At 66.1% G+C, this 20,939-nt stretch carries 19 protein-coding genes; 11 read left to right on the top strand and 8 right to left on the bottom strand.

The window, feature by feature from the left end:
• Positions 1-89: 89 nt before the first annotated feature.
• From VH499_RS11725 to VH499_RS11715, 3 genes are all read left to right on the top strand, one after another.
• Positions 90-2,750: a hypothetical protein gene (locus VH499_RS11725; RefSeq protein WP_332052914.1), complete on the top strand. Its 2,661-nt coding sequence runs from the start codon at positions 90-92 to the stop codon at positions 2,748-2,750.
• A 110-nt stretch (positions 2,751-2,860) separates the two neighbouring features.
• The gene (locus VH499_RS11720; RefSeq protein ID WP_332052913.1) at positions 2,861-3,823 is read left to right on the top strand and encodes an alpha/beta hydrolase; all 963 of its coding nucleotides are present in this window, start codon (positions 2,861-2,863) and stop codon (positions 3,821-3,823) included.
• A 52-nt stretch (positions 3,824-3,875) separates the two neighbouring features.
• The gene (locus VH499_RS11715; RefSeq protein ID WP_332052912.1) at positions 3,876-4,799 is read left to right on the top strand and encodes a threonine/serine dehydratase; all 924 of its coding nucleotides are present in this window, start codon (positions 3,876-3,878) and stop codon (positions 4,797-4,799) included.
• Positions 4,800-4,811: 12 nt separating this feature from the next.
• On the opposite strand, the gene VH499_RS11710 is transcribed toward VH499_RS11715, so the two are convergent.
• From VH499_RS11710 to VH499_RS11685, 6 genes are all read right to left on the bottom strand, one after another.
• The gene (locus tag VH499_RS11710) at positions 4,812-6,101 is read right to left on the bottom strand and encodes a cytochrome c (protein WP_332052911.1); all 1,290 of its coding nucleotides are present in this window, start codon (positions 6,099-6,101) and stop codon (positions 4,812-4,814) included.
• 73 nt (positions 6,102-6,174) lie between these two features.
• Positions 6,175-7,776, bottom strand: coding sequence for an ABC transporter substrate-binding protein (locus VH499_RS11705; protein WP_332052910.1), 1,602 nt, complete (start codon positions 7,774-7,776; stop codon positions 6,175-6,177).
• A 9-nt stretch (positions 7,777-7,785) separates the two neighbouring features.
• Entirely contained in the window at positions 7,786-8,214 is a 429-nt protein-coding gene (locus VH499_RS11700; RefSeq protein ID WP_332052909.1) for a PaaI family thioesterase, read from the bottom strand.
• Positions 8,211-9,224, bottom strand: a complete 1,014-nt coding sequence (locus VH499_RS11695; RefSeq protein WP_332052908.1) for a zinc-binding dehydrogenase — start codon at positions 9,222-9,224, stop codon at positions 8,211-8,213. The genes VH499_RS11700 and VH499_RS11695 overlap by 4 nt, the downstream gene beginning before the upstream one ends.
• A complete protein-coding gene (locus tag VH499_RS11690; protein ID WP_332052907.1) occupies positions 9,221-10,729 on the bottom strand; it encodes a class I adenylate-forming enzyme family protein in 1,509 nt (502 codons plus the stop codon). Before VH499_RS11690 ends, VH499_RS11695 begins: the two co-directional genes overlap by 4 nt.
• A 4-nt stretch (positions 10,730-10,733) precedes the next feature.
• Positions 10,734-11,576 carry a VOC family protein gene (locus tag VH499_RS11685; protein WP_332052906.1) on the bottom strand — a complete coding sequence of 281 codons (843 nt, stop codon included), beginning with the start codon at positions 11,574-11,576 and terminating at the stop codon, positions 10,734-10,736.
• Between the two features lie 139 nt (positions 11,577-11,715).
• On the opposite strand from VH499_RS11685, the gene VH499_RS11680 reads away from it, so the two are divergent.
• The 4 genes from VH499_RS11680 (at position 11,716) to VH499_RS11665 (ending at position 15,593) form a co-directional block, all read left to right on the top strand.
• Positions 11,716-13,461, top strand: a complete 1,746-nt coding sequence (locus VH499_RS11680; RefSeq protein ID WP_332052905.1) for a hydantoinase B/oxoprolinase family protein — start codon at positions 11,716-11,718, stop codon at positions 13,459-13,461.
• A 10-nt stretch (positions 13,462-13,471) separates the two neighbouring features.
• Positions 13,472-14,035 carry a thermonuclease family protein gene (locus tag VH499_RS11675; RefSeq protein ID WP_332052904.1) on the top strand — a complete coding sequence of 188 codons (564 nt, stop codon included), beginning with the start codon at positions 13,472-13,474 and terminating at the stop codon, positions 14,033-14,035.
• Positions 14,036-14,051: 16 nt separating this feature from the next.
• A complete protein-coding gene (locus tag VH499_RS11670; RefSeq protein WP_332052903.1) occupies positions 14,052-14,279 on the top strand; it encodes a putative 2OG-Fe(II) oxygenase in 228 nt (75 codons plus the stop codon).
• Positions 14,280-14,375: 96 nt separating this feature from the next.
• Positions 14,376-15,593 (top strand): MFS transporter, encoded by a 1,218-nt coding sequence (locus VH499_RS11665; RefSeq protein WP_332052902.1) that lies wholly within the window; start codon positions 14,376-14,378, stop codon positions 15,591-15,593.
• A gap of 14 nt (positions 15,594-15,607) precedes the next feature.
• Here VH499_RS11665 and VH499_RS11660 read toward each other — a convergent pair whose 3' ends face one another.
• Entirely contained in the window at positions 15,608-15,925 is a 318-nt protein-coding gene (locus VH499_RS11660; protein WP_332052901.1) for a hypothetical protein, read from the bottom strand.
• 382 nt (positions 15,926-16,307) lie between these two features.
• Between VH499_RS11660 and VH499_RS11655 the strand changes: the two genes are divergently transcribed.
• Positions 16,308-16,715, top strand: a complete 408-nt coding sequence (locus VH499_RS11655) for a hypothetical protein (RefSeq protein ID WP_332052900.1) — start codon at positions 16,308-16,310, stop codon at positions 16,713-16,715.
• Between the two features lie 18 nt (positions 16,716-16,733).
• Here the strand turns inward: VH499_RS11655 and VH499_RS11650 are convergent, their stop codons facing one another.
• Positions 16,734-17,720 (bottom strand): ABC transporter substrate-binding protein, encoded by a 987-nt coding sequence (locus VH499_RS11650; protein WP_332052899.1) that lies wholly within the window; start codon positions 17,718-17,720, stop codon positions 16,734-16,736.
• A gap of 252 nt (positions 17,721-17,972) precedes the next feature.
• Between VH499_RS11650 and VH499_RS11645 the strand changes: the two genes are divergently transcribed.
• The 3 genes from VH499_RS11645 to VH499_RS11635 form a co-directional block, all read left to right on the top strand.
• Positions 17,973-18,842 (top strand): xanthine dehydrogenase family protein subunit M, encoded by an 870-nt coding sequence (locus VH499_RS11645; RefSeq protein ID WP_332052898.1) that lies wholly within the window; start codon positions 17,973-17,975, stop codon positions 18,840-18,842.
• Position 18,843: 1 nt separating this feature from the next.
• A complete protein-coding gene (locus VH499_RS11640) occupies positions 18,844-19,326 on the top strand; it encodes a (2Fe-2S)-binding protein (RefSeq protein WP_332052897.1) in 483 nt (160 codons plus the stop codon).
• Positions 19,323-20,939, top strand: a 1,617-nt coding sequence (locus VH499_RS11635; RefSeq protein WP_332052896.1) for a xanthine dehydrogenase family protein molybdopterin-binding subunit, incomplete at its 3' end; no start/stop codon positions are given. The genes VH499_RS11640 and VH499_RS11635, both read left to right, overlap by 4 nt.

Raw genomic sequence — 20,939 nt, 5'->3', positions numbered from 1 at the left:
ACACGCGGGGGCGCGCCGCTCCGGTGACGCGTTTTCTCACGGATCATGATTGCGCCATTTGACTGGTGCGCAGCAGGAGACCTGCCCCCTTGAACGTCTCCGTCGATCTCGACCGGCGTCCTCCGCTCTCCTTCTACCTCTCGGTCGGGCTGGTGGCCGGCAGCATCATTGCGCTGCAGATCGGCATCATGCGCGTCTTCTCGGTCGGCAGCTGGGCGCACTTCGGCTCGCTCGTCGTAAGCCTCGCCATGTTCGGCTTCGGCCTCACCTCGGCAGTGATGTGCGTGGGCAAGGGCTGGTTCGAGCGCCATTGGCAGGGCGCGGTGAAAGCCGCGCTGCTGCTGTTCGGGCCGTTGATGGTGGGCTGCAACCTGATCGCCCAGCAGGTGCCGTTCAACGCCATCTTCCTGATCTCCGATCCGATGCAGAAGTGGCGGCTGTTCGCCAACTTCGTGCTCTACTTCCTGCCGTTCCTGGCGGGCGCGCTCTACCTCGGCGTGGTGTTTCTGAAGGCGCAGAAGACCTTCAATCGCGTCTATTTCGCCGACATGGCGGGATCCGGGCTGTGCGGCCTCTCCGTGCTGCTCGCGCTCTATGTGTTCGACCCCGAGAACATCATCATGGCGCCGTTGCTGCTGTGGCTGGCAGGTGGCGTGCTGTGGTTCGTGTCATTGCGGGATCGGCGCGGCCTGGCCGCCATTGTGACAGTGGCCGTCCTCACCGGACTCGCGCACTATGTCCTCCCGCCGGCGCTCGGCATCCCCAAGCTTGCGGTGTCGGACTACAAGGGCGTCGCCTACGCGCGCAAATTCCCTGACAGCAAGCGCACCTACGAGCGTGCGTCGCCGTTCGGCTACATGGAGATCTATTCGAGTTCCTATCTCCATTTCGCCCCCGGCCTGTCCGACAACGCGGCGTTCAATCTCAAGAAGATGCCGGAGAATGCCTATCTCGGCCTGTACCTCGATTCGGACGGGCCGTCGGGCATCATAAAGGACCTGCCGGAGGACGAGGTCGCGTACTTCCGCTATCTGCCGATGTACTATCCCTATGTGCTCAAGCAGAAGCCGGACACCTTCGTGGTCCAGTTCGGCGGCGGGATCTCGACGGCGGTGGCGCTGAAGGAGGGCTCCGAGCATGTGACGGTGGCCGAGGGCAATCCTGCCATCCTGACGGCCTTCCGCGAGAACAAGGGCCTGCGCGCCTTCACCGGCGATGTCCTCAACAATCCCAAGGTGAGCGTCGTCGACTATGACGGCCGCCTTTATCTCGCCCATACCGCGAACCGCTACGACGTGATCGACCTCTCGCTCGCCGATTCGGCGGGCCTGTCGAGCCCGGGCGGCTTCGCCATCGTCGAGAAATACGCCTATACGCGCGAGGCGATGGCCGCCTACATGCGCGCGCTGAAACCCGGCGGCATCCTGTCGGTCACGCTCTGGAACAAGGAAGAACCGCCCAAGTCGGTATTGAAGCTTTACGCGACCATGGCCGCCGCAGCGCACGATGTCGACGGCAAGGACATCTCCAAAAACTTCTACGTCGCTGCCACCTACCTTTCGACCGCGACCGTTCTCTACAAGCGTGACGGATTCACGGCCGACGAAATCGCCAAGCTCAACGAGCATACCCGGGCGATGTCGTTCGACGAGATCTACTATCCCGGCATCAAGGTCGACACGGCGCCGTTGGCGCAAACGCTGCAGGACTATCAGAACCAGTTCTTCTACTCGGGCCCGCCGCCCGATCCGACGGCGCCTGCGGACCAGACCGACAAGGCGTCCGCTGAGGAGCCGCACGACAAGCCGCCGCCGGAACTCGCGCAAGCCTCGGATGCCAAGGACGGCACGCCGCCGGCGCCTTTGGTGCCGGCGACGACGATGGGACGGCTGGCCTGGCACTTCCTGATCAACGGCGGCTGGCAGGGAGTGGCGGACGACTATGTGTTCGACACACGCATCCTGACCAACCACCAGCCCTACTTCGCCGCCTACATCAAGGTGAAGGATCTCCTGAAGTTCACGGATCGGCTGGAGCTGGTGCAGGACGAGTGGGGATACCTGCTCTTGTGGGCGACGCTCGGCATTGCCACCATCTTCGCGTTCACTCTTGTGCTGTTCCCGGTGATCTTCGGCTGGCGTACCATCTTCAGCCGCAACCCCGGGAAGTTCGGCACGATGATCTATTTCCTCTGCCTCGGTCTCGGCTACATCACCGTCGAAGTGGGTATGATCTCCCATTTCGTGCTGGCGCTTTCCAACGCCACGGTTTCGGCCTCGGTGCTGATCACGGGCATGCTGGTCTTCTCCGGACTCGGGAGCTTCGTCTCCGAGCGCTTCTTCGACCGGTCGCGGCGCGTGATGCCGCGGATCTTCCTCGCGATCTTCATGATCCTCGCGGTCTATGCCTTCGCCATAGACTATCCACTCGACTGGATCGGCACGTTGCCATACCCGCTGCGCATCGCGCTTTGCCTGCTGATCCTCCTGCCGCCGGCCTTCCTGATGGGTTTCCCCATGCCCACCGCGATGACCATGCTGAGCCGGCTGGGCAAGGAGCACATGTTCCTGTGGGCCTGGGGCGTAAACGGCTGCTTCTCGGTGATCGGGGCGGCCCTGGTGCCAATCGTGGCGACGAGCTTCGGCCTGCCCACCGTCGTGCTCGTGGGCGCGGTCGCTTACCTTGTCGCCTTGCCCGCCTTCTTCTCCGTGCTGAAGCCGCTCGGCGAGAAGCGGCTCGCGGCGGCGTGAAGCGCCGGGCGCTGATGCTGGGGCTCCTGTTCTTGCCAACCGCCGCGCATGCCCGAGTGCAGAGAAAGAACGTCAAGAAAGGGGCACCTCGTACCTCGCCAAAGCCGGCCGTGCGCAAGCCTGCGAGCCGGGCCGCGGCGGGGCCGCAACCCCTGAAGGAAGCAAAGACTCAACTCGTCGCTTTCAATGCCTCGCCCTTCCCTTATCGCGGCTTCGTTCCCGGCACCAACAAGCCGTTCCTCGACGTGCGCGAGGGCAAGCGCCGCGGTCACACCACCTTGCGTGGCGACATCTGCTGGGAGGACACGACCTATTCCGACCGCCGCTCGCTGCTCTATCTGCCCGCCGGGTACAACCCGCAGCTTCCGTCGCTGATGGTGCTGTTCCTGCACGGCCAGGGCGCGACGCTGGAGCGCGACGTGATGGTCCGTCAGGGGGTGCCGCGACAGATCGCCGAATCGGGCAAGAACGTCGCCCTGGTCGCGCCTCAGCTGGCCTTCGATGCCCCCGATTCGAGTGCGGGCAATTTCTGGCGGGCCGGCCATCTCGCGACCTATATCGACGAAGCCGCGGAGCGGCTGATGCGGCTCTACGGCGACAAGCGGGTAGGCCCGCACTTCAACGCCGCACCGGTAGTCATCGTTTCCTACAGCGGCGGCTATCTCTCGACCGCCTATGCGTTGCAGCGCGGCGGCGCCCCTTATCGCATCAAGGGTGTGGTTCTGCTCGATTCTCTTTACGGCGACGAGGACAAGTTCGCCGGCTGGATTGCCACGCGCCGCCGGCTTGGTTTCCTGTTGAGCGCCTACACGGATTCCACGCGCAACGAGAACGCGACCCTGGAGGGCCTGCTTGCCAGACGGCGCATCCCGTACGCCAGTACGCTGCCCAAGACGTTGGCACCCGGCACCATGGCTTTCGTCGCCTGCGGCGGCATCGATCTCCATGGCGATTTCGTCACTCATGCTTGGACGGCCGATCCGGTCAAGCAGGCGCTCGCCATGATTCCTGGCTACGAGCCGATGGCCCAGGCCAAGCCCGCGTCAACCGCTCGCGCCAGGAAGAGGGCATGAGCGATCAACCGCAGCATCGCGCGTGTCGAGAGGCCCTGCCGGTCGCCGCCCGATGATCGCGCGTCAGCATGTCGAGGCGGCTTGGGCACGGCTGCGCCCCCATGTCAGGCGCACGCCGGCGATCGAGGTGGCGGCCGGCACTTTTGGCCTGGCCGGATCCGTCGTGCTCAAGCTCGAATCGCTGCAGGTGAGCGGCTCGTTCAAGGGGCGCGGAGCCTTCCACAAGCTGCTGGTCTCGAAGATGCCGCGGGCGGGCGTGATCGCCGCCTCGGGCGGCAATCACGGCGCCGCCGTCGCCTATGCCGCGCGCGCGCTCGGTCATCGTGCCGAGATCTTCGTGCCGACCATCAGTGCGGCGGCAAAGGTAGCGCGGCTCAAGAGCTACGGCGCGGTCGTGACGCAAATCGGCGTGGTCTATGCCGAGGCGCGCGCGGCTTCGGAAAGGCGCGCTGCGGAGACGGGCGCCCTCACTGTGCATGCCTATGAGGACCCCGAGGTCTTTGTCGGAGCCGGCAGCGTCGCGCTCGAGTTTGCCGAGCAGGCAGGCTTCGATACGCTGCTGGTCGCGGTCGGCGGCGGCGGCCTGATCGCAGGCTGCGCGGCTGCGCTGGGCGATCGGGTCAGGATTGTCGCGGTCGAGACCGAAGGCACGCCCACGCTCCACGAGGCGCTTCGCGCCGGTCGGCCGGTCGACGTTGCCATCTCCGGCATCGCTGCCGACGCGCTCGGCGCAAGTCGCATCGGCGCGCCGAACTTCGAGATTGCGCAGAAGCTGGTGGCCGACTCCGTGCTGGTCGACGATGCCGCCGTGCGCTCGGCGCAACGCAAGCTGTGGGACGACCTCAGGGTGATCGCCGAACCGGCTGGCGCGACGGGTCTCGCCGCCCTGTTGTCCGGCGCCTATCGTCCGGCGGCGGGAGAGGCGGTCGCGACCTTGGTCTGCGGCGCGAACACAGATCCGGCGTCGGCCGTCTAGATTGGCGAAGGTTCAGCGCGTCCGCGCGGAGCGTGCGCGGACAAGAGCCACACGAGCTTCGATCTCGCCCCATGCCGGCAGGGTGGTGTGCGACTTGCGCAAATATTCGACGATCACGGCGATGTCGGCATCGTCGAGCTGCTCGCGGAAGCCTGGCATGGCTGGGCCAGGCGGCAGGTCGTTGCGCGTGACGCCGTCGAGCACGATGCGAACGATGTTGTCGGGCTCGTCCATCCAAATGTCGGCACTGAGGCCGATCGGCGACCGCGCAGCCTCGGGCGTTGCGCCGGGCTTCTCGTGGCAGCCGCCGCAGACGGCCAGATAACGCTGCAACCCGTAGCGTTCCTCGTCGTTTTGCGGTTCGCGCGGGGCAACCGCGCGGGCGGCTGCCGCCTGCCGATCCGGCGCGTAGGAAAGGAAGCTCGTCAGGTAGGCGGCGATGGTGGCGAGGTCGGAGTCGGGCAGGACGCGAAGCGCGCGGACGACGCCCCGCATCGGCTCGAGCGCCACGCCGTGCGGCACGCTCTCGCCGGTGCGCAGATACTCCACGAGCTGTGCTGCGCTCCACGATGCGGGGGACGGCTCGATGTCGAGCGCCGTCGCCCACCATCCATCGACCAGCGTGCCGCCATAGGGATGGCCGGGCTCCTCCGCGCCCAACACATTGCGCGGCGTGTGGCAGCTGCTGCAACGGGCGACCGCGTCGGCAAGATAGGCGCCGCGATTCCATTGCGCGTCGCGCGTCACGTCCTGCCGATAGGCGCCTGGGACGAGATAGATGCCCTTCCACGCCGCCTGAAGGGCACGAATATCGAGCGGAAAGGGGACGCTGTTCGGTCGCGTTCGCTTTCTCGCCGGCGGCAAGCTCATCAGATAGGCGTAGAGCGCCGCTATGTCCTCGTCGGTGAGCCTGGTGAAATGATCGAACGGAAAGGCGGCCGGGAAAAGATGCTTGCCGTCGCGCGACACGCCTTCGCGCAGCGCGCGGGCGAAAGCGACAAGAGACCAGCGGCCGATGCCGGTTTCCGCATCCGGGGTGATGTTGCTCGAATAGATCGTGCCGAACATCCGCGCGAACGAAACGCCGCCTGTACCCGGCATGCCGTTCTTCACCGTATGGCAATCGATGCAGCCCGCGGCGACGGCCAATGTGCGCCCCTTGCTGACGAGCTCAGGAGCGAACGAATCGGGAGAGGGCGGAACGATGGGCGGTATGGCCGGCTGCCACGCCAATGCCAGACAGGCCAGCACGGCGACGCCGCCGACGCCGACCAGCCCGAAGAACCATCGTCTGAACGCCAAACCCGCTCCCCGCAAATGCAAGCCGGGCCACACTAGCGGAGACCTCGACGAAGCGACAGGGCGCTGCGCTGTGTCAGTCCGCGAGCCAGACATCGTGCCAGCTCGCGGCCGCGAAATCGGGAGCATTCGAGTGATTGCGGACCCTGATGCCGGCAAGGGTGATCGTGTCGAGCTCGACCAGCGGCAGCAGCGGAGCGTCGCGCGTGACGATTTGCTGGAATTCGGCGACCAGTTGCCTGCGCTGTGCCGGATCCGTCTCGACCTTGATCTTCTCCACCAACGCATCGAGCTCGGGATTGGAGTACCCCGAGGCGTTGCAGAACGGCACGCCCTGCCTGATCCCGTCGGTGGTGTAGTACCGCGTTGTCGTGGGCACCGGTTCCGACGGGTTCGACTGGTTGGAAATCGCGAGGTCGAAGTCGTAGTCGGCATAGATGCGCCTGATCGACGCTGCGCGGTCGGGAACGGAAAGCGCGACGCCGATGCCCACGTCCTCCAGGGCCTGCTTCACATAAGCGCCAACGCGGCCATTCGCGGCGAACCAGCCCGCGGCGACGAGGTCCAGCGTGAAGCGTCCGGCCGTTCCCTTCGCGGGAAAACCCGCCTCGTCCAGCAGCGCGGCTGCCTTCCCGGGGTCGAAATCGGTCCTGTAGATGTCGTCGGTAAAGAACGCGGTGTTGGCAGAGAAGATCGGGCTCGTTCCCGCGCGTCCGTAGCCGCGATAGATGGTCCGGGCGATTGCATCGCGGTCGAGGGCGTGGAACAGCGCCTGCCGGACCTCGCGTCTGCCGAGGATCGGATGCCGCAGATTGCATTCGAGCGTGGTCGCCCAGACGCGATCCTCGTATCCCTTCGACGTGGCGACCAGTCTGCCCGTGGCGACGAGCCGCTCGATGTCGGATAAATCGACAGGCGTCAGGACCCCGATCTGGATCTCGCCTGCCTCCAACGCGGCCGCGCGGCCGGCCGGATCGCCGACGTAGCGAAGGATCAGACGATCCGGATAAGGCAAGCCCCGGCGCCAGTAGGTCTCGTTTCTGACGAACTCGAAATGGCTGCCGCGCACCCAGCGTTTGAACTTCCAGGGACCGGTGCCGATCGGCGCGTTGTTCGCGGGATTGCCTGCGGGATCGCTGCCAGCGTAGAGATGCCTGGGCACGACGTAATTCGCACTGCCGCTGAGCAGCGAGGCGAAGAAGAAGGGTGGCGCCGGCTTGTCGAACCGGAAGACGACCGTGTCGGGCTCCTTCGCGTCGATGCCGGCGAGAGCGGCGAGCGCCGAGGGATCGGCGTATCTTTTCCAGATCTCGAGCACGGAATAGACGACGTCCGCCCCTGTCAGATCCTGGCCGTCATGGAACGTCACGCCCCCGCGAAGTTTGACGATATAGGATCGGAAGTCGGCGGCCGGCTGCCAGTTCTCGGCGAGCTCACCCTCGAAGGCGCCATCCATCCGGTGGCGTGCCAGCCGCTCGAGCAGTTTGGAGGAGGAGAAAATGGGGCTGGGGCCGCCGCCGGCGGGCACGTAGCAGGCCTGTGGCTCGCCACCGCCCAGGGTCGCGACCAGCGTGCCGCCGTATCGCGGCTCCTGCTGCGCGGACACACGAAACGGGCTGACAGCCAAACCGGCCGTCAGTGCGCCGATACCGAAGTCGCGCCGGGAGAGATCGCTCACCGGGGCATTCTACCCCGCAAGTGTCGAGTAGGTTGCGCGCCCCACCGCGACCAGGGCCTTCTGCTCATTGAACACGTCGACATCGACCAGGCCCACGCTCTTGCCGGCACGGCGCACCTTAGCCGTCGTGATCAGCCTGGTCCTGATCGCGGGCCGGAGGTAATCGACCCGGAAATTGACCGTCGGCAGGCCGCGCCTGAGGGCCATGATCAGGGCATAGTCGCCGACCGTGTCGATGATCGCCGCGATCGGGCCGCCGTGCCATTGGCCGGTGCCCTTGCCGCGCTCGAACTCGGGCCGCATGTCGCAGGTCATGGTGACCTGCTCGTTCGCGGCATCCGCCTCGGTGATCTTGAGGCCGAGGAAGGAGATGAACGGCGAATGATCGAGCATCGCCTGCAGCTCCTCGGCCGACAGCGGCTTCGACGCCTCGCTCATGGCGCCACCACGATCTTGCCGAACACCTCGCGATCCTCGATCGTGCGCAACGCCTCGCGCGCTTCCTCCAACTTGAAGGTTCTGTCGACCAGCACCTTGAGCTTGCCGCCTTGTACCAGCTCCAGGAGCTTCTCGATGTCGCTCCTCATCCAGCCATTGGAGCCGAGCACCTTGAGCTCGAAGGTCCAGATGAAGCGGATGTCCTCCGTGGGGTCGAAGCCTGCGGTGGCGCCGCAGGTCAAGAGGCGGCCGCCGACCCTCAGCACCTTCAGCGACTTCACCCAGGTATCACCGCCGGTGTAGTTGACCACGACATCGACGCCGCGATCGGTCCCGCCGCCGCGCCGCGTCGGCTTGCCGTAGAGCTTGTAGATCTCGTCCTGAAAATCATGGGTGACGTAGTTGATGGTCTTGTCGGCGCCCAGCTCGGCGAGACGCCTGGCCTTCGCATCCGTGCCGGCGCAGGCGATCACCTCGGCGCCAGCGAGCTTGGCGAGCTGCAGACAGCAGACGCCCACACCGCCCGACGCCCCGAGGATGAGGACCTTCTCGCCCTTCGCGACGTGGCCGTTCGTGACCATCATGCGCAGTGCCGTGCCATAGGCGACCGGCAGGGCGGCGGCGTCCGAGAATGAAACGCCGTCCGGGATCCTGACGAGCTGATGTGCGCGTGCCTTGCACAATTCGGCGAGGCCGCCATGCACCGTCTCGCCCATCAGCCCGCCTTCGATGCGGTTGATCGGGTCGACGAGCACGCGGTCGCCCTTTCTCCAGCCCGCCGCGCCAGGTCCCACCTCGGCGATCTCGCCCGCGACATCGAGGCCCATGATGGCGGGCATCGGCACCTTGATGCCGGGCATGCCGCGACGCGTGAATACATCGTGGTAATTGAGCGACGCGGCCTTCACCGCCACGATCACGTCTCCCTCGCCGGGTCTCGGATCAGGGAAGTTCGATTCGAAATTCAGGCGATCGGGCCCGCCATGCTCGCGGACGACGGCTGCTCTCATTTCTGAAGGTCTCCTGCGGCTGGGATCTGCCTGGCGAGCGCTCGCTTGTCGATCTTGTTGGTGCCGGCGAGCGGCATCTCGTCGACGAAGAATACCTGTCTGGGATGCTGATAGGCCGGTCCATTGGCGAGCGCATGGCTCTTTACCGTCTGCTCGTCGAGGTCGGCGCCGTTGGCCCGGACGATGAAGGCGATCGGCTTGTGGCCCTTGAGCTCGTCCGGCACCGGCAGGACGGCAGCCTGGTGGATGCCGGGATGGCGTTCCAGCATCTTCTCCACTTCGCCCGGATAGATGTTCTCGCCGCCGCACACGAACATGTCGTCGGCGCGGCCGACGAAGTAGAAAAAGCCGTTCTCGTCGCGGCGGAACACATCGCCCGTGCGATAGAAGCCGTCCGGCGTCATCGCCTTGGAGGTAGCCTTGGGCAGCTTGTGGTAGTGCGTCATCAGCGCGCCGCATTTCATTTCAAGCATGCCCTCGTCTTCGACCTCCCTGCCGTCGCGCACCAGACGCAGCTCGACCGCCGGATGCGGATAGCCGGTCGAGAGTTCCGGCTGGGGCAGGCCCTTGGGATGGGGCCCGAACACGACAGGACCGGCCTCGGTGGTGCCGTAGCCGTTGCTGATCTGCGCCTTCGGGAACGCGGCGCGCACCTGATCGATCAGCGACTGGGTGATGGGGGCCGAGCCCATGCGTACCGCCTCGACGGCCGAGAGATCGCTCGTCGCCAGTAGTTCCTTCTCGCGCAGCATCATGGCGATCATGGTTGGCACGGAGGTAAGGAACGCGACGCGATGCCGGGCGGCGGCCTCGATATAGCCCCGGGTGGTGAACTGCGGCAGCAGCACGACGGTGTCGCCATGGCTGAAAGTCGTCTGGCACATCGCGAGACCGTTCATATGATAAAGTGGCGCCGCAACGAGCGAACGCTGGCCGAACGAACCGGGCCGCCGCGGGCGCTGGCTCATCGCCCAGAGGTGGGAATAGTGCGACAGCACCACGCCTTTGGGCCGGCCGGTCGAACCGGACGTATAGAGGAACATCGCCGGCTCTTCGGGTTTCATGGCGACGGCTTTGAACGGCCCGTCGTCGAGCAGGATGCCAAGGTCCTTGTCGAACGAGAGCTTGGGCACGCCGTCGGGCGCGAGCCCGAGGCGCGCGTCGTCGCCGACGACCAGCCTGGCGTCGCAGTCGCCCACGATGTAGGCCACCGTTTCAGCCGGGAGCTTCCAGTTCACCGGCACCGAGACCAGCCCTGCCTGCATGGTGCCGAGGAAGGCGAACAGGAACTCGGCACGATTGGCCGAGAGGATCGCCACCCGGTCACCGCGCTGCAGGCCGCGCTTCAAAAGCCCACGCGCGACAGCGCCGCTCAGACGGACAAGGTCGTCATAGCTGTAGCGCCGCTCGCTGCCGTCGCCGCCCGCATCGATCAGCGCCAGGCTGCTGCCCGGCACATCGCGGGCGATCGCGTCGCCCTGATTGGCCCACCCGACTGTCGTCATCGCCTTACTCGATGAATTCCAACACCGCGTTCGTCGCTTCACTGGCGGGAACGACGATGCGGTCCTTGCTCCGCTCGACGCCGCCGATCTTGCCGTCCTGCAAGACTTGCGCGGCCTTGGCAAGCGACGTCGTGCGAAGGGTGAGACCTGCCATATAGGCCGGGCGGTCTTCGGACTCGGGTACGGCCTTGCCGAACTGTGCCTTCAGGGCCGCTTCGGTCACGATGTCGAAGCGCGAATTGCCGATCACGACAGTCTTGCCGCCTTTGATGTCGCGCACTGTCTCGGGCCCGAACATGTCAGCATAGAGCTTCGCGCCCTTGGCCGGCTCGGGCTCGACAATCATTGCCCGCGCCACGGCCACCGCGCCGTTCGGATGGTGCCGCCATTCGTCGCGCCACACCAGATCGCGCGTGAAATGATGGCAATAGTAGACACGGCCATAGGGCACGACGCCCGCCTTCATGCGGACCGTCCGGAAACGCGCATCGCCCTGACCTCCGTCATATTTGACCGGGCGGGTGAACTCGACGGGCGGCTCGACCGCCACGCCGGCCTTGCTGAGGGCGCGATAGGTGACGGCCGAATCCTCCGAGCCGAATACCAGGCCGTTCAGGCCAAACGAATAGTCGAGCAAGTCGAGGCGCCCCGACGTTGCCCCCTTGGGCACGGCAATCAACTCGAGATAGTCGGTACCGAACATGGCGAGGTGGTTCATCGAACCCAGCGAATGGTAGCCGCGTTCGGTCAGCGTGAACCCCAGCCGCCGATAGGTGTCGGCCGCGCGATCCATCTCGTCGCGCGCATTGATCACGACATGGTCGAGGGTTGGTACCGGCAGCGTCATTCGAGCCTTCCTGATTATGGAAATGCCTGTTTATCGCGAAACGGCACGCCAGCCCACCATCACCCTGAGGCGAATTGAGTCTGCGGTCGATGCCGTACATTTTGCTGCGCCGGCTGTGGACGGGAGATAGGCTGCCGGCATGAGAGCCAACCATCCGCTGAGCCGCATCGCGAACCAGCTCATGTGGGACCGCCTGATCTCGGTCGTCGAGGAACAGGCACAGACCCTCGTACGCACCGCCTTCGGCACGCCGACGCGCGAGGCCGGCGACTTGTCGGCGGGAGTCTACGACACCCGGGGGCGCATGCTCGCACAAGCGGTCACCGGGACGCCGGGCCACGTCAATTCCATGGCCAAGAGCGTGGGCCATGTGCTGGCCAAGATCCCGCTGGAGCGGATGGCCGAGGGCGACGTGTTCATCCTCAATGATCCCTGGCAGGGCACCGGTCATCTCAACGACATCGTGATCGTGACGCCCACTTTCCGCCGCGGCGTGGCGGTCGGCTTGTTCGCCGACACGCTGCACGTGGTCGATATCGGCGGCCGGGGCGTCATGGGTGCCGCGAACCAGGTCTACGAGGAGGGTCTCTATATCCCGATCACCAGGATCATCGACAAGGGCGAGGTCAATGGCTGGCTGATCGATCTCATTGCCGCCAACGTGCGCGAGCCCGTGCAGGTGATCGGCGACATCTATTCCCTGATCGCCAGCAACGAGATCGGCGGCCGCCGCCTCGTCGCCATGATGGACGAATTCGAACTCGAGCATCTCGACGATCTCGCGCGGCACATCCTCGACCATTCGCGCGCCGCCAGCCTCGCCGCCATCGCCCGGCTCAGGCCCGGGACCTATCGCAACGAGATGACGGTCGACGGCTTCGACGGGAAGTCGATGACGCTCAAGGCCGCGCTCACTGTCGGGGCCGACGGCATAGACGTCGACTACAAGGGTTCGCCGGGCGTCGTGGCGCAAGGGCTGAACGTGCCGCTCTGCTACACCGAGGCCTATACGTCGTTCGGCGTGAAATGCATCATCTCACCTCGGGTGCCGAACAACGCGGCGTCGCTCGCCACCGTCCGCACCACGGCGCCCGAAGGCTGCATCCTGAACGCCAGGCATCCCGCGCCGGTCGCCGCGCGCAGCACGATCGGCCATCTCCTTCCCGATGTCGTGTTCGGCTGCCTGATCCAGGCATTGCCCGATGGGGTGCCGGCCGAAGGAACGTCCGGTTTGTGGAACCTGCGCCTGATGGGCGGAGCGGGACGCGTCGACGGTGATCCGGCGGTGCTGGCGAAGGCCACTCCTTTCAACATCACGTCGTTCCATTCCGGTGGCACGGGCGCACGGCCGCGCGCCGACGGGCTGAGCGCCACCGCCTTCCCGTCGGGCGTGCGCAACGTGCCGGTCGAGGTGACCGAGACCCTGGCGCCGGTCGTGATCTGGAAGAAGGAGTTCCGGCAGGATTCCGGCGGCGCGGGAGAGTATCGCGGCGGGCTAGGCCAGGTGATGGAAATCGGCAGCGCCGAGGCCATGCCGTTCGGCATTTCAGCGACCTTCGAGCGGGTCGTCTATCCAGCGCGCGGCCGCATAGGTGGCAAGCCCGGCGCTCCCGGCAAGGTCGAGCTCATATCCTCGGGCAAGAGCCTGCCGCCGAAGTCGCACTCGAGTGTTCCCGCGGGGGAGCGGCTGCGCATCTCCATGCCGGGTGGAGGCGGCTACGGCGATCCGATGAAGCGACCGGCCGAGAGAGTCGCCGAGGATGTCGAGAGGGGTCTGGTCTCGGTCGCCAAGGCGCGCGAGGTCTATGGCGTGGCGCTGACGGCCGACTTCAAGATCGACCGCGCCGGCACGGCGAAGCTTCGGATGAAGGTCGCGGCGGAGTAATCTCGCAGCCATGAGATCGCTCCTTTCGATCATGCTTCTGCTGTCGCTTGTCCTGCCGGTCGCGGCGCAGGATCGTCCGAAACCCTGCGGCGCGCTTCCCAAGAGCTGGGACGGTTTGGCCTACGCGATCGAGGGCGACACGCTGACGGGCGTCGGGCTCAAGCCGCCGATCCGGCTGTGGGGCATCAACGCGCCCAGGCTGCGCGTCGCAGAGGCGGAGACGATACCTGGCATGCGCGTGCGGGCGGCACTCGAGGATCTGCTGGAGGCCGGCGAACACCGCGTGTCGTGCAAGGTGGCGCATTGGGACGATCGGTGCCGGCTCGTGGCGCAATGCACAATCACCTCGGAGATGCCACGCGGCACTCCGCCGGCAGCGCACGATGTCGCCCTACGCCTGCTCGAAGACGGTCTGGCCTATGGCTATGAGCTGGGGGCTGCCTTGCCTTGGGATAGCGAAGCAAGCGCGCGCTACGCGCACTACGAGGCGATCTCGCGTCAGGCGCGAAAGGGCCTGTGGCCATTCTGGCTCGGCGAGTCCGACGACCAGACGCCGCCACCCACCACCAAGTAACGGCGAACTCGAATTCATGGACCCGCGTGGTCCGGTGCCGCTGATGAATGCGCCGTACTTGCGCATGTCTGGCGGACTGTCGGCGGGCACAACCGAGAAGATGCGGCCCAAGGCCGGCCGAATGGTGATCCTTCCGGCGTGGCTCATGCACCAGGTGCGATCCTACCGCGGCTCCGAGCGCATCTCCATCGCCTTCAATCTCGCGGTGCCGCGTCCGTGTCGCGTCGCGCCGCATTCGCGATAAGGTCCGGACCGGGAGTACATGGAATGAAGGAATTGCCGTCATGGACGCCGAGCAGCCCGCGTGGCTGAACGCGCGAGCACCCGGCGGATCTTGGTCGTGACGCGGGCTGCAGGCATCGTCGCACCGTTTCAACGCATGTTGCGCACCGGGACGCCGGATTTCTGGCGCCTCTGGTACATGGGTCTGATCGTGTTCACCGTGCGCTGGCTGGAGACCGTCGCGGTGGGCGTCATCGTCTATCAGCTCACCGGCTCGGCCTTCCTGGTGGCCATGATGACCATGCTTCGCCTGCTGCCCATGGGCCTGTTCGGCGGCTTCATCGGCGCGCTCGCGGAGCGGTTCGACCGTCGGGTGTCCCTGGTCGGCGTCGTCATCGTGATGGCGGCGACGTCGGGCCTGCTCGCGGCGGTCGCCTGGCTGGGGCGACTCGAAGTCTGGCACCTGGCCGTTGCTAGCTTCATCAATGGCTGCGGCTGGGCGACCGATAATCCCTTGCGGCGCGTGATGATCGGCGAGGCAGTGGGGCGTGAGCAGATGGGCTGGGCCATGTCGCTCGATGTCGGCGCCAGCAACGCCAGCCGCATGATCGGACCGACGGTCGGCGGCCTGCTGCTCGCCGGCATCGGGATCGAAGGCGCTTTTCTGCTGAGTGTCGTTCTGTACGTCACCGCGATCGTCGCGGGTCTTGGAGCGCGCCCGCACATGTCGTCCCCGGCCGGCGGCGGAGCGGTGCTTGCACGCACGCGGGAGGGTTTCGCGGTGGTAGCGGCCGACAAGCGGCTTGCCGCGACGATGGTCGTGACGGTGATCTACAACCTCTTCGCCTGGCCTTTCACCAGCATGATTCCGGTGATCGGACGCGACCAACTCTCGCTTGGGCCGGAGGGGGTCGGCATCCTCGCGAGCCTCGATGGTGCCGGCGCCTTTCTCGGGGCGCTGTTGCTCGCCGCGATGCTGACGCCGCGCTGGTACGCGCGCGCCTATGTCGGCGGCATCGCCTGCTATATGGCGGCGCTGATCGTATTCGCGCTGGCCGCCGAGCCGCTGCTGGCGGGCGCCGCATTGCTGGTCACCGGTCTCGGCGGCGCAGGCTTTGCGACGCTTCAGGCGACCATCGTCTACCTCGCGGCGCCGCCTGAGATGCGCTCGCGCGTGCTCGGTGTCCTCTCGGTCTGCATCGGCACCGGCCCGATCGGCTTCGTCTGGCTGGGATGGCTCGCGGAGCGGATCGGCGCACCGAACGCGACCGCAATCACCGGTGCGTTTGGCCTGCTGGCCCTCGCCGCGGCCTATCCGTTGTGGCGCAGGATCTGACGGGCGGAAGCCGTTCAGACGTCGGACGACAACCGCGTGCTGCTGCCGCGCGGACCGTCATTGTCGGCGTTCAGACTGGCATATCCGGCCGCGACTGCGAACGCCAGGAGCACCAGGACGACGTGCCGCAACTGGACGTGCTTTGCCGTCGGCGTCACCGGGATCTCGCGATCCAATGGAAGCCAGCTGTGCCACGTCCACACCGCGAGCGGCACGACGACGAAGGCGAGAAGGATGCCACCGGCGACACTCCAGGCGTCCAGTCCATAAACGTTGTTGAACCACATCCACGAGATCAACTGGGCGCACAGGCCGAGAATGACCGGCAGCACCAAGCGAAGGAGCCAGGTCCAGAGACGCTCATCGCGGCCCAATTCCGTCGGCTCCGGGGCATCAGGAGCCCTTCGCCCGTTGCTTCCTCGGAGGCGAACTCCCACAGCCGCCTCTCGGTTTGAAAGTTCGGTCATCGAGCGTCCCCATTTGCATTGGAGTACCCCGCACCCACAGGGCAACTCCGCACCCGGTCCATTCGCGCCTCAGACGTTATGAAAATCTTTACGGCAAGTGCTGTGACATTCGTAAGCCATGTGAACTTGGTGCCACTTTGTCACACAAGCGCCACGGTAGATGTGGGCGGTTCCTGCCGCGGTTGTTCGCATTGTGCCATATTGCGGACTTCGGACGCCGATCGTTCGAATGGGGAGGATAGAAGGAATGAAAGCATCGACGCTCAGCTTCCAGGCCGCGATCTGTTTCGTCATCGTCGGCATGATCTGGGGCCTCATCATGGCGATTTCGGGCGATCACTCGGCAATGCCGGCACATGCCCATCTCAACCTTCTGGGCTGGGTCTCGCTGTTCCTGTTCGGTATCTACTACCGTCTGCGGCCGTCGCTCGAACACGGCAAGGGCGCACTGACGCAGGCCTGGCTGTGGATCGTCGGCACCATCATCCAGGCGATCGGCGTCGGTCTCGTGCATACGGGCCACGACGTTGGCGAGCCCTTTGCCGCAGGCGGTTCACTCGTTGTCCTGCTCGCCATGCTGCTCTTCGCGTGGCTGGTCTTCCAGGGCGAGCGCGCTGATGCACGCTTGAGTCCGGCTTCTGCGGCTGCGGAATAAAGGGATCAACAGCGCTCTTCAATCCAGGACTTCGTCGGCCTCGCCCAACAGCAGCGGCGAAACATCGAGGCCGAAGGCCTTGGCGACGTGCGCGTTGATCACGAGCCGGAAGCTCGTCGGCTCCTGGATCGGCAAATCCGCAGCTGTCTCGCCCTTCAACAGCCGATCGACATAGGTCGCTGCCTTCTCGTACAGCTCCTTGTTGTCGACGCCGTACGACAGCAGGCCGCCCTGGGCCGCGTAGTAGCGATAGGGGTAGACGGCCGGCAGGCGATGCCGCCGGGCGATGCTCACGATCTCTTTGCTGTGGCCGGCCAGGAAGGCGTCCGGAATGGCGACGAAGCCGCCGTCGTTGCGCTCGCCCAGCGCAGTCAACGCGGTCTCGATTTCCCGTGCGTCGTGGACCTCCGCTGCAAGCGTCTCCACGCCGAGGGGCGGTCCTGCCGCCATGAACGGTTTGAGCCAGAGGGCGCCATGCGTCGCTGCCGTCGCGGGATTGAACAGCATCGCCGCCCGCTTCACCGAGGGGGCAGCCTGCTTCAACAGTTGCAGCCATTTGCCGCCAAGCGAGGGTGTGGAGTTGGTGAAGCCGGTGATATTGCCTTCGGGCCGCGACAGGCTCTTGGCGATGCCGCTCGCGATCGGATCGGAGACATGCACGAACACGACCGGGCCCACGGGCTTGGCAACTTGCAACGCCTTCACCACTGCCTCGGATTGCGCCACGATCACGTCGGGCTGGAGAGCGAGAATCTCCCCGATCGCCCGTGGCGTGCGATCGGGCGCGCCGGCGGACCAGCGCACATCGATCTCGAGGTTGTCTCCCTTGTGCCATCCGCGTTGCGCCAGCACGGCTTCGAAGGCGGCAACGCTGGCGAGATATTCGGGCGTCTGTCCCACGGCCATCAGGACGCCGACACGGCTGTGTCTGGATTGGGCGCGCGATCCCAGGGACAGCAGCGTCGCCCCGACACCCATGGTCGTGAGAATTTGCCGTCGCCGCATGCCGGTCCCCCACGGTTGCAACAGGCTTTAGGCAACGCGACGGCCGAGCCTACCAGCGGGGCCCGCCTCCGACAATCGCGCCAGCGCAGAGCGGAAATGGCTCGCCAGCGCTTGCTGTAGGCCAAGGCGATGCCCTAGGCTTTCGCCAACCAATGCGCCGGCTGCGAGGGACAGCAGGCCGTCAAGGCCGGTCCCCCGCCGGAATAAACCGACCGCACTGCGGCACGAGGGACAGGAAAGGACCAAGGGACAATGACGGATGTTCAATACGTGGCGCCGGGAACGCTCGACGAGGCGGTGCGTGCTTTCGCGGCAGCGTCCGGCGCCGCCCGTATCCTGGCCGGCGGCACCGACCTTCTGGTCCAGATGCGCTCCGGCGCCCTTAGTCCGAGCCTGATCGTCGATATCAAGAAAATTGGCGAGATGACGACCATAGAGGAAGGGCCTGACGGCAGCTTCCGGATCGGCGCCGCCGTATCGGGTGCGGTGTTGCGCGAGCATCCCAGGCTGAAGAAGGTCTGGCCGGGTGTCGTCGAGGCCGCGAACCTGATCGGCTCGACCCAGATCCAGGGCCGCGCCACGGCTGGCGGCAATCTCTGCAATGCCTCGCCGGCGGGGGACAGCGTACCGGCGATGGTCGCGGCGGCCGCGACCGTCACGGTCCAGGGTCCGAACGGCCGGCGCCAGTTGCCGGTGGAAGCGGTGCCGGCCGGGCCTGGGCGCACCAACCTCGCGCCTGGTGAGATCGTCGTGAGCTTCACCCTGCCGCCGCGGCCGAAAGGATCGGGCGACGCCTATCTGCGGATGATCCCCCGCACCGAGATGGACATCGCGGTGGTGGGCTGCGGTGTCAGCCTGACCCTCGACAAGGGCACCTGTATCGCGGCGCGCGTGGGACTGGGCGCGGTCGCCCCGACCGTCCTGTCGGTCGAAGAGGCGGCGAAGGCGCTGATCGGCTCGAAGCTCGATGCCGCGGCGCTCGACAAGGCCGCCGCCGCCTGCCGCGCGGCCTGCCGGCCGATCGACGACAAGCGCGGGACCGTCGCCTATCGTACCCAGATCGCGGGCGTGTTGCTCAAGCGCGCTGCCACCATCGCCGCCGAGCGTGCGGGGAGAAACTGACATGGCCAAGCTGCACGTTTCCACGATCATCAACGGCGAGCCGCAGGAGTTCCTGTGCGACGCCGAGCAGAGCCTGCTCGACGTGCTGCGTGGACCGCTCGGCCTCACCGGCAGCAAGGAAGGCTGTGCCTCGGGCGACTGCGGCGCCTGCAGCGTCACGGTGGACGGCCGCCTCGTCTGCTCCTGCCTGATGCTGGCGGCCGAAGCCGAAGGCAAAAGCATTGGCACCATCGAGGGCATGGCGCCGGGCGACCGCCTGCATCCGCTGCAGACGAAGTTTCTCGAGATGGCGGCGCTTCAGTGCGGCATCTGCACGCCCGGCGTGCTGATGGCGGCCAAGTCGCTGCTCGACAGGAACCCCGATCCGACCGAGCACGAGGTCCGTTACTGGCTCGCCGGCAATCTCTGCCGCTGCACCGGTTACGACAAGATCGTGCGTGCGGTGATGGAAACGGCCAAGGACATGAGGGAGGCAGTGCGATGAACGCTCCGGTTACCGAACGCCAGGACAACAAGTGGATCGGCCAGCGTACCGTCCGGCCCGATGGTGCCGAGAAGGTCACCGGCCGCGCGGCCTATGCCGCCGACACGACCATGCCAGGCATGATCTGGGGTAAGGTGCTGCGCAGCCCGCACCCGCATGCGCGCATCCGCTCGATCGACACCTCGAAGGCGGAGGCATTATCCGGCGTGAAGGCCGTCATCACGGCGAAGGACGTCGTCGACTTCCCGATCGACAAGTCGGTGATGCTGGGCATCCAGGACATGCGCTGGATGTGCCGCAACGTGATGGCGCGCGAGAAGGCGCTGTTCGCGGGCCATCCGGTCGCCGCGGTCGCGGCGACCACGGAGAAAATCGCGGCCGAGGCCTGCGGGCTGATCGAGGTCGACTACGAGGTGCTGCCCTGGGTGATCGACGTCGAGGAGGCGATGAAGCCCGGCGCTCCGGTTCTGCACGACTTCATGAAGTTCGAGGGCAAGCCTTCCAACATCGCGGGCAAGCTCGAGCACAAGCTGGGCGACGTCGAGAAGGGCTTCGCCGAAGCCGACGTCGTGATCGAGCGCAGCTTCCGCACCAAGCCCGTGCACCAGGGCTATATCGAGCCGCATGCCTGCCTGGTCAGCGTTTCCGACGGCAAGGCCACGGTCTGGAGTTCGAGCCAAGGTCAGTTCATGGTCCGCGCCATGTGCGCGCACCTGACGGGGCTGCCGCAGAACGACATCCGAGCCATTCCGGCCGAGATCGGCGGTGGCTTCGGCGGCAAGACCATCGTCTATCTCGAACCGCTGGCGCTGATCCTGTCGCGCAAATCGGGACGGCCGGTGAAGATGACGATGACGCGCGAGGAGGTGTTCCGCGCCTCCGGTCCAACCTCGGGTTCCTACAGCAAGGTGAAGATCGGCGCCAAGAAGGACGGCAGGATCGTCGCTGCCCAAGGCACGTTCTGCCTGCAGGCGGGCGCGCTGCCCGGCTCTCCGATCCGCGGTGCCGCGGGCTGTGGCTTCGCACCCTACGACATCGCAAACGTGCTCTCGGTCGGCTACGACGTGGTCTCCAACCGCTCCAAGGTCGCGGCCTATCGCGCCCCGGGCTCGCCGATCGGCGCCTACGCCGTCGAGTGCGTCATGGACGAGGTGGCCGAGGCGCTGAAGATGGACCCGCTGCAGTTCCGGCTGAAGAACGCAGCCAAGCAGGGGACCAAGGTCGCCTACGGACCGGTCTTCCCGCGCATCGGCTACATCGAGACGCTCGAAGGCGCCATCAACCACCCGCACTACAAGACGCCGCTGCCCAAGGCGACGAACGGCCGGCTGTACGGCCGCGGCGTGGCCAGCGGCTACTGGTTCAACGCCGGCGGCGAATCGAGCGCGCAGGTGAACGTCAACGAGGACGGCACGGTCGTGGTGATTACGGGCCATCCCGATATCGGCGGCTCGCGCGCTTCGACGGCCAACATCGTGGCCGAGCTCCTGGGCATCGACTACCGCAAGGTGGCGGTTCTGATCGGCGACACGAGCGTAATCGGCTTCAGCAACCTCACGGGCGGCAGCCGCGTCACCTACGCTTCGGCGATGGTGGCGACGCAGTCGACCGAG

This window comes from Reyranella sp. (assembly GCF_036558665.1).
Lineage (GTDB): Bacteria > Pseudomonadota > Alphaproteobacteria > Reyranellales > Reyranellaceae > Reyranella.
This window is presented reverse-complemented; position numbering and strand designations above follow the sequence as displayed.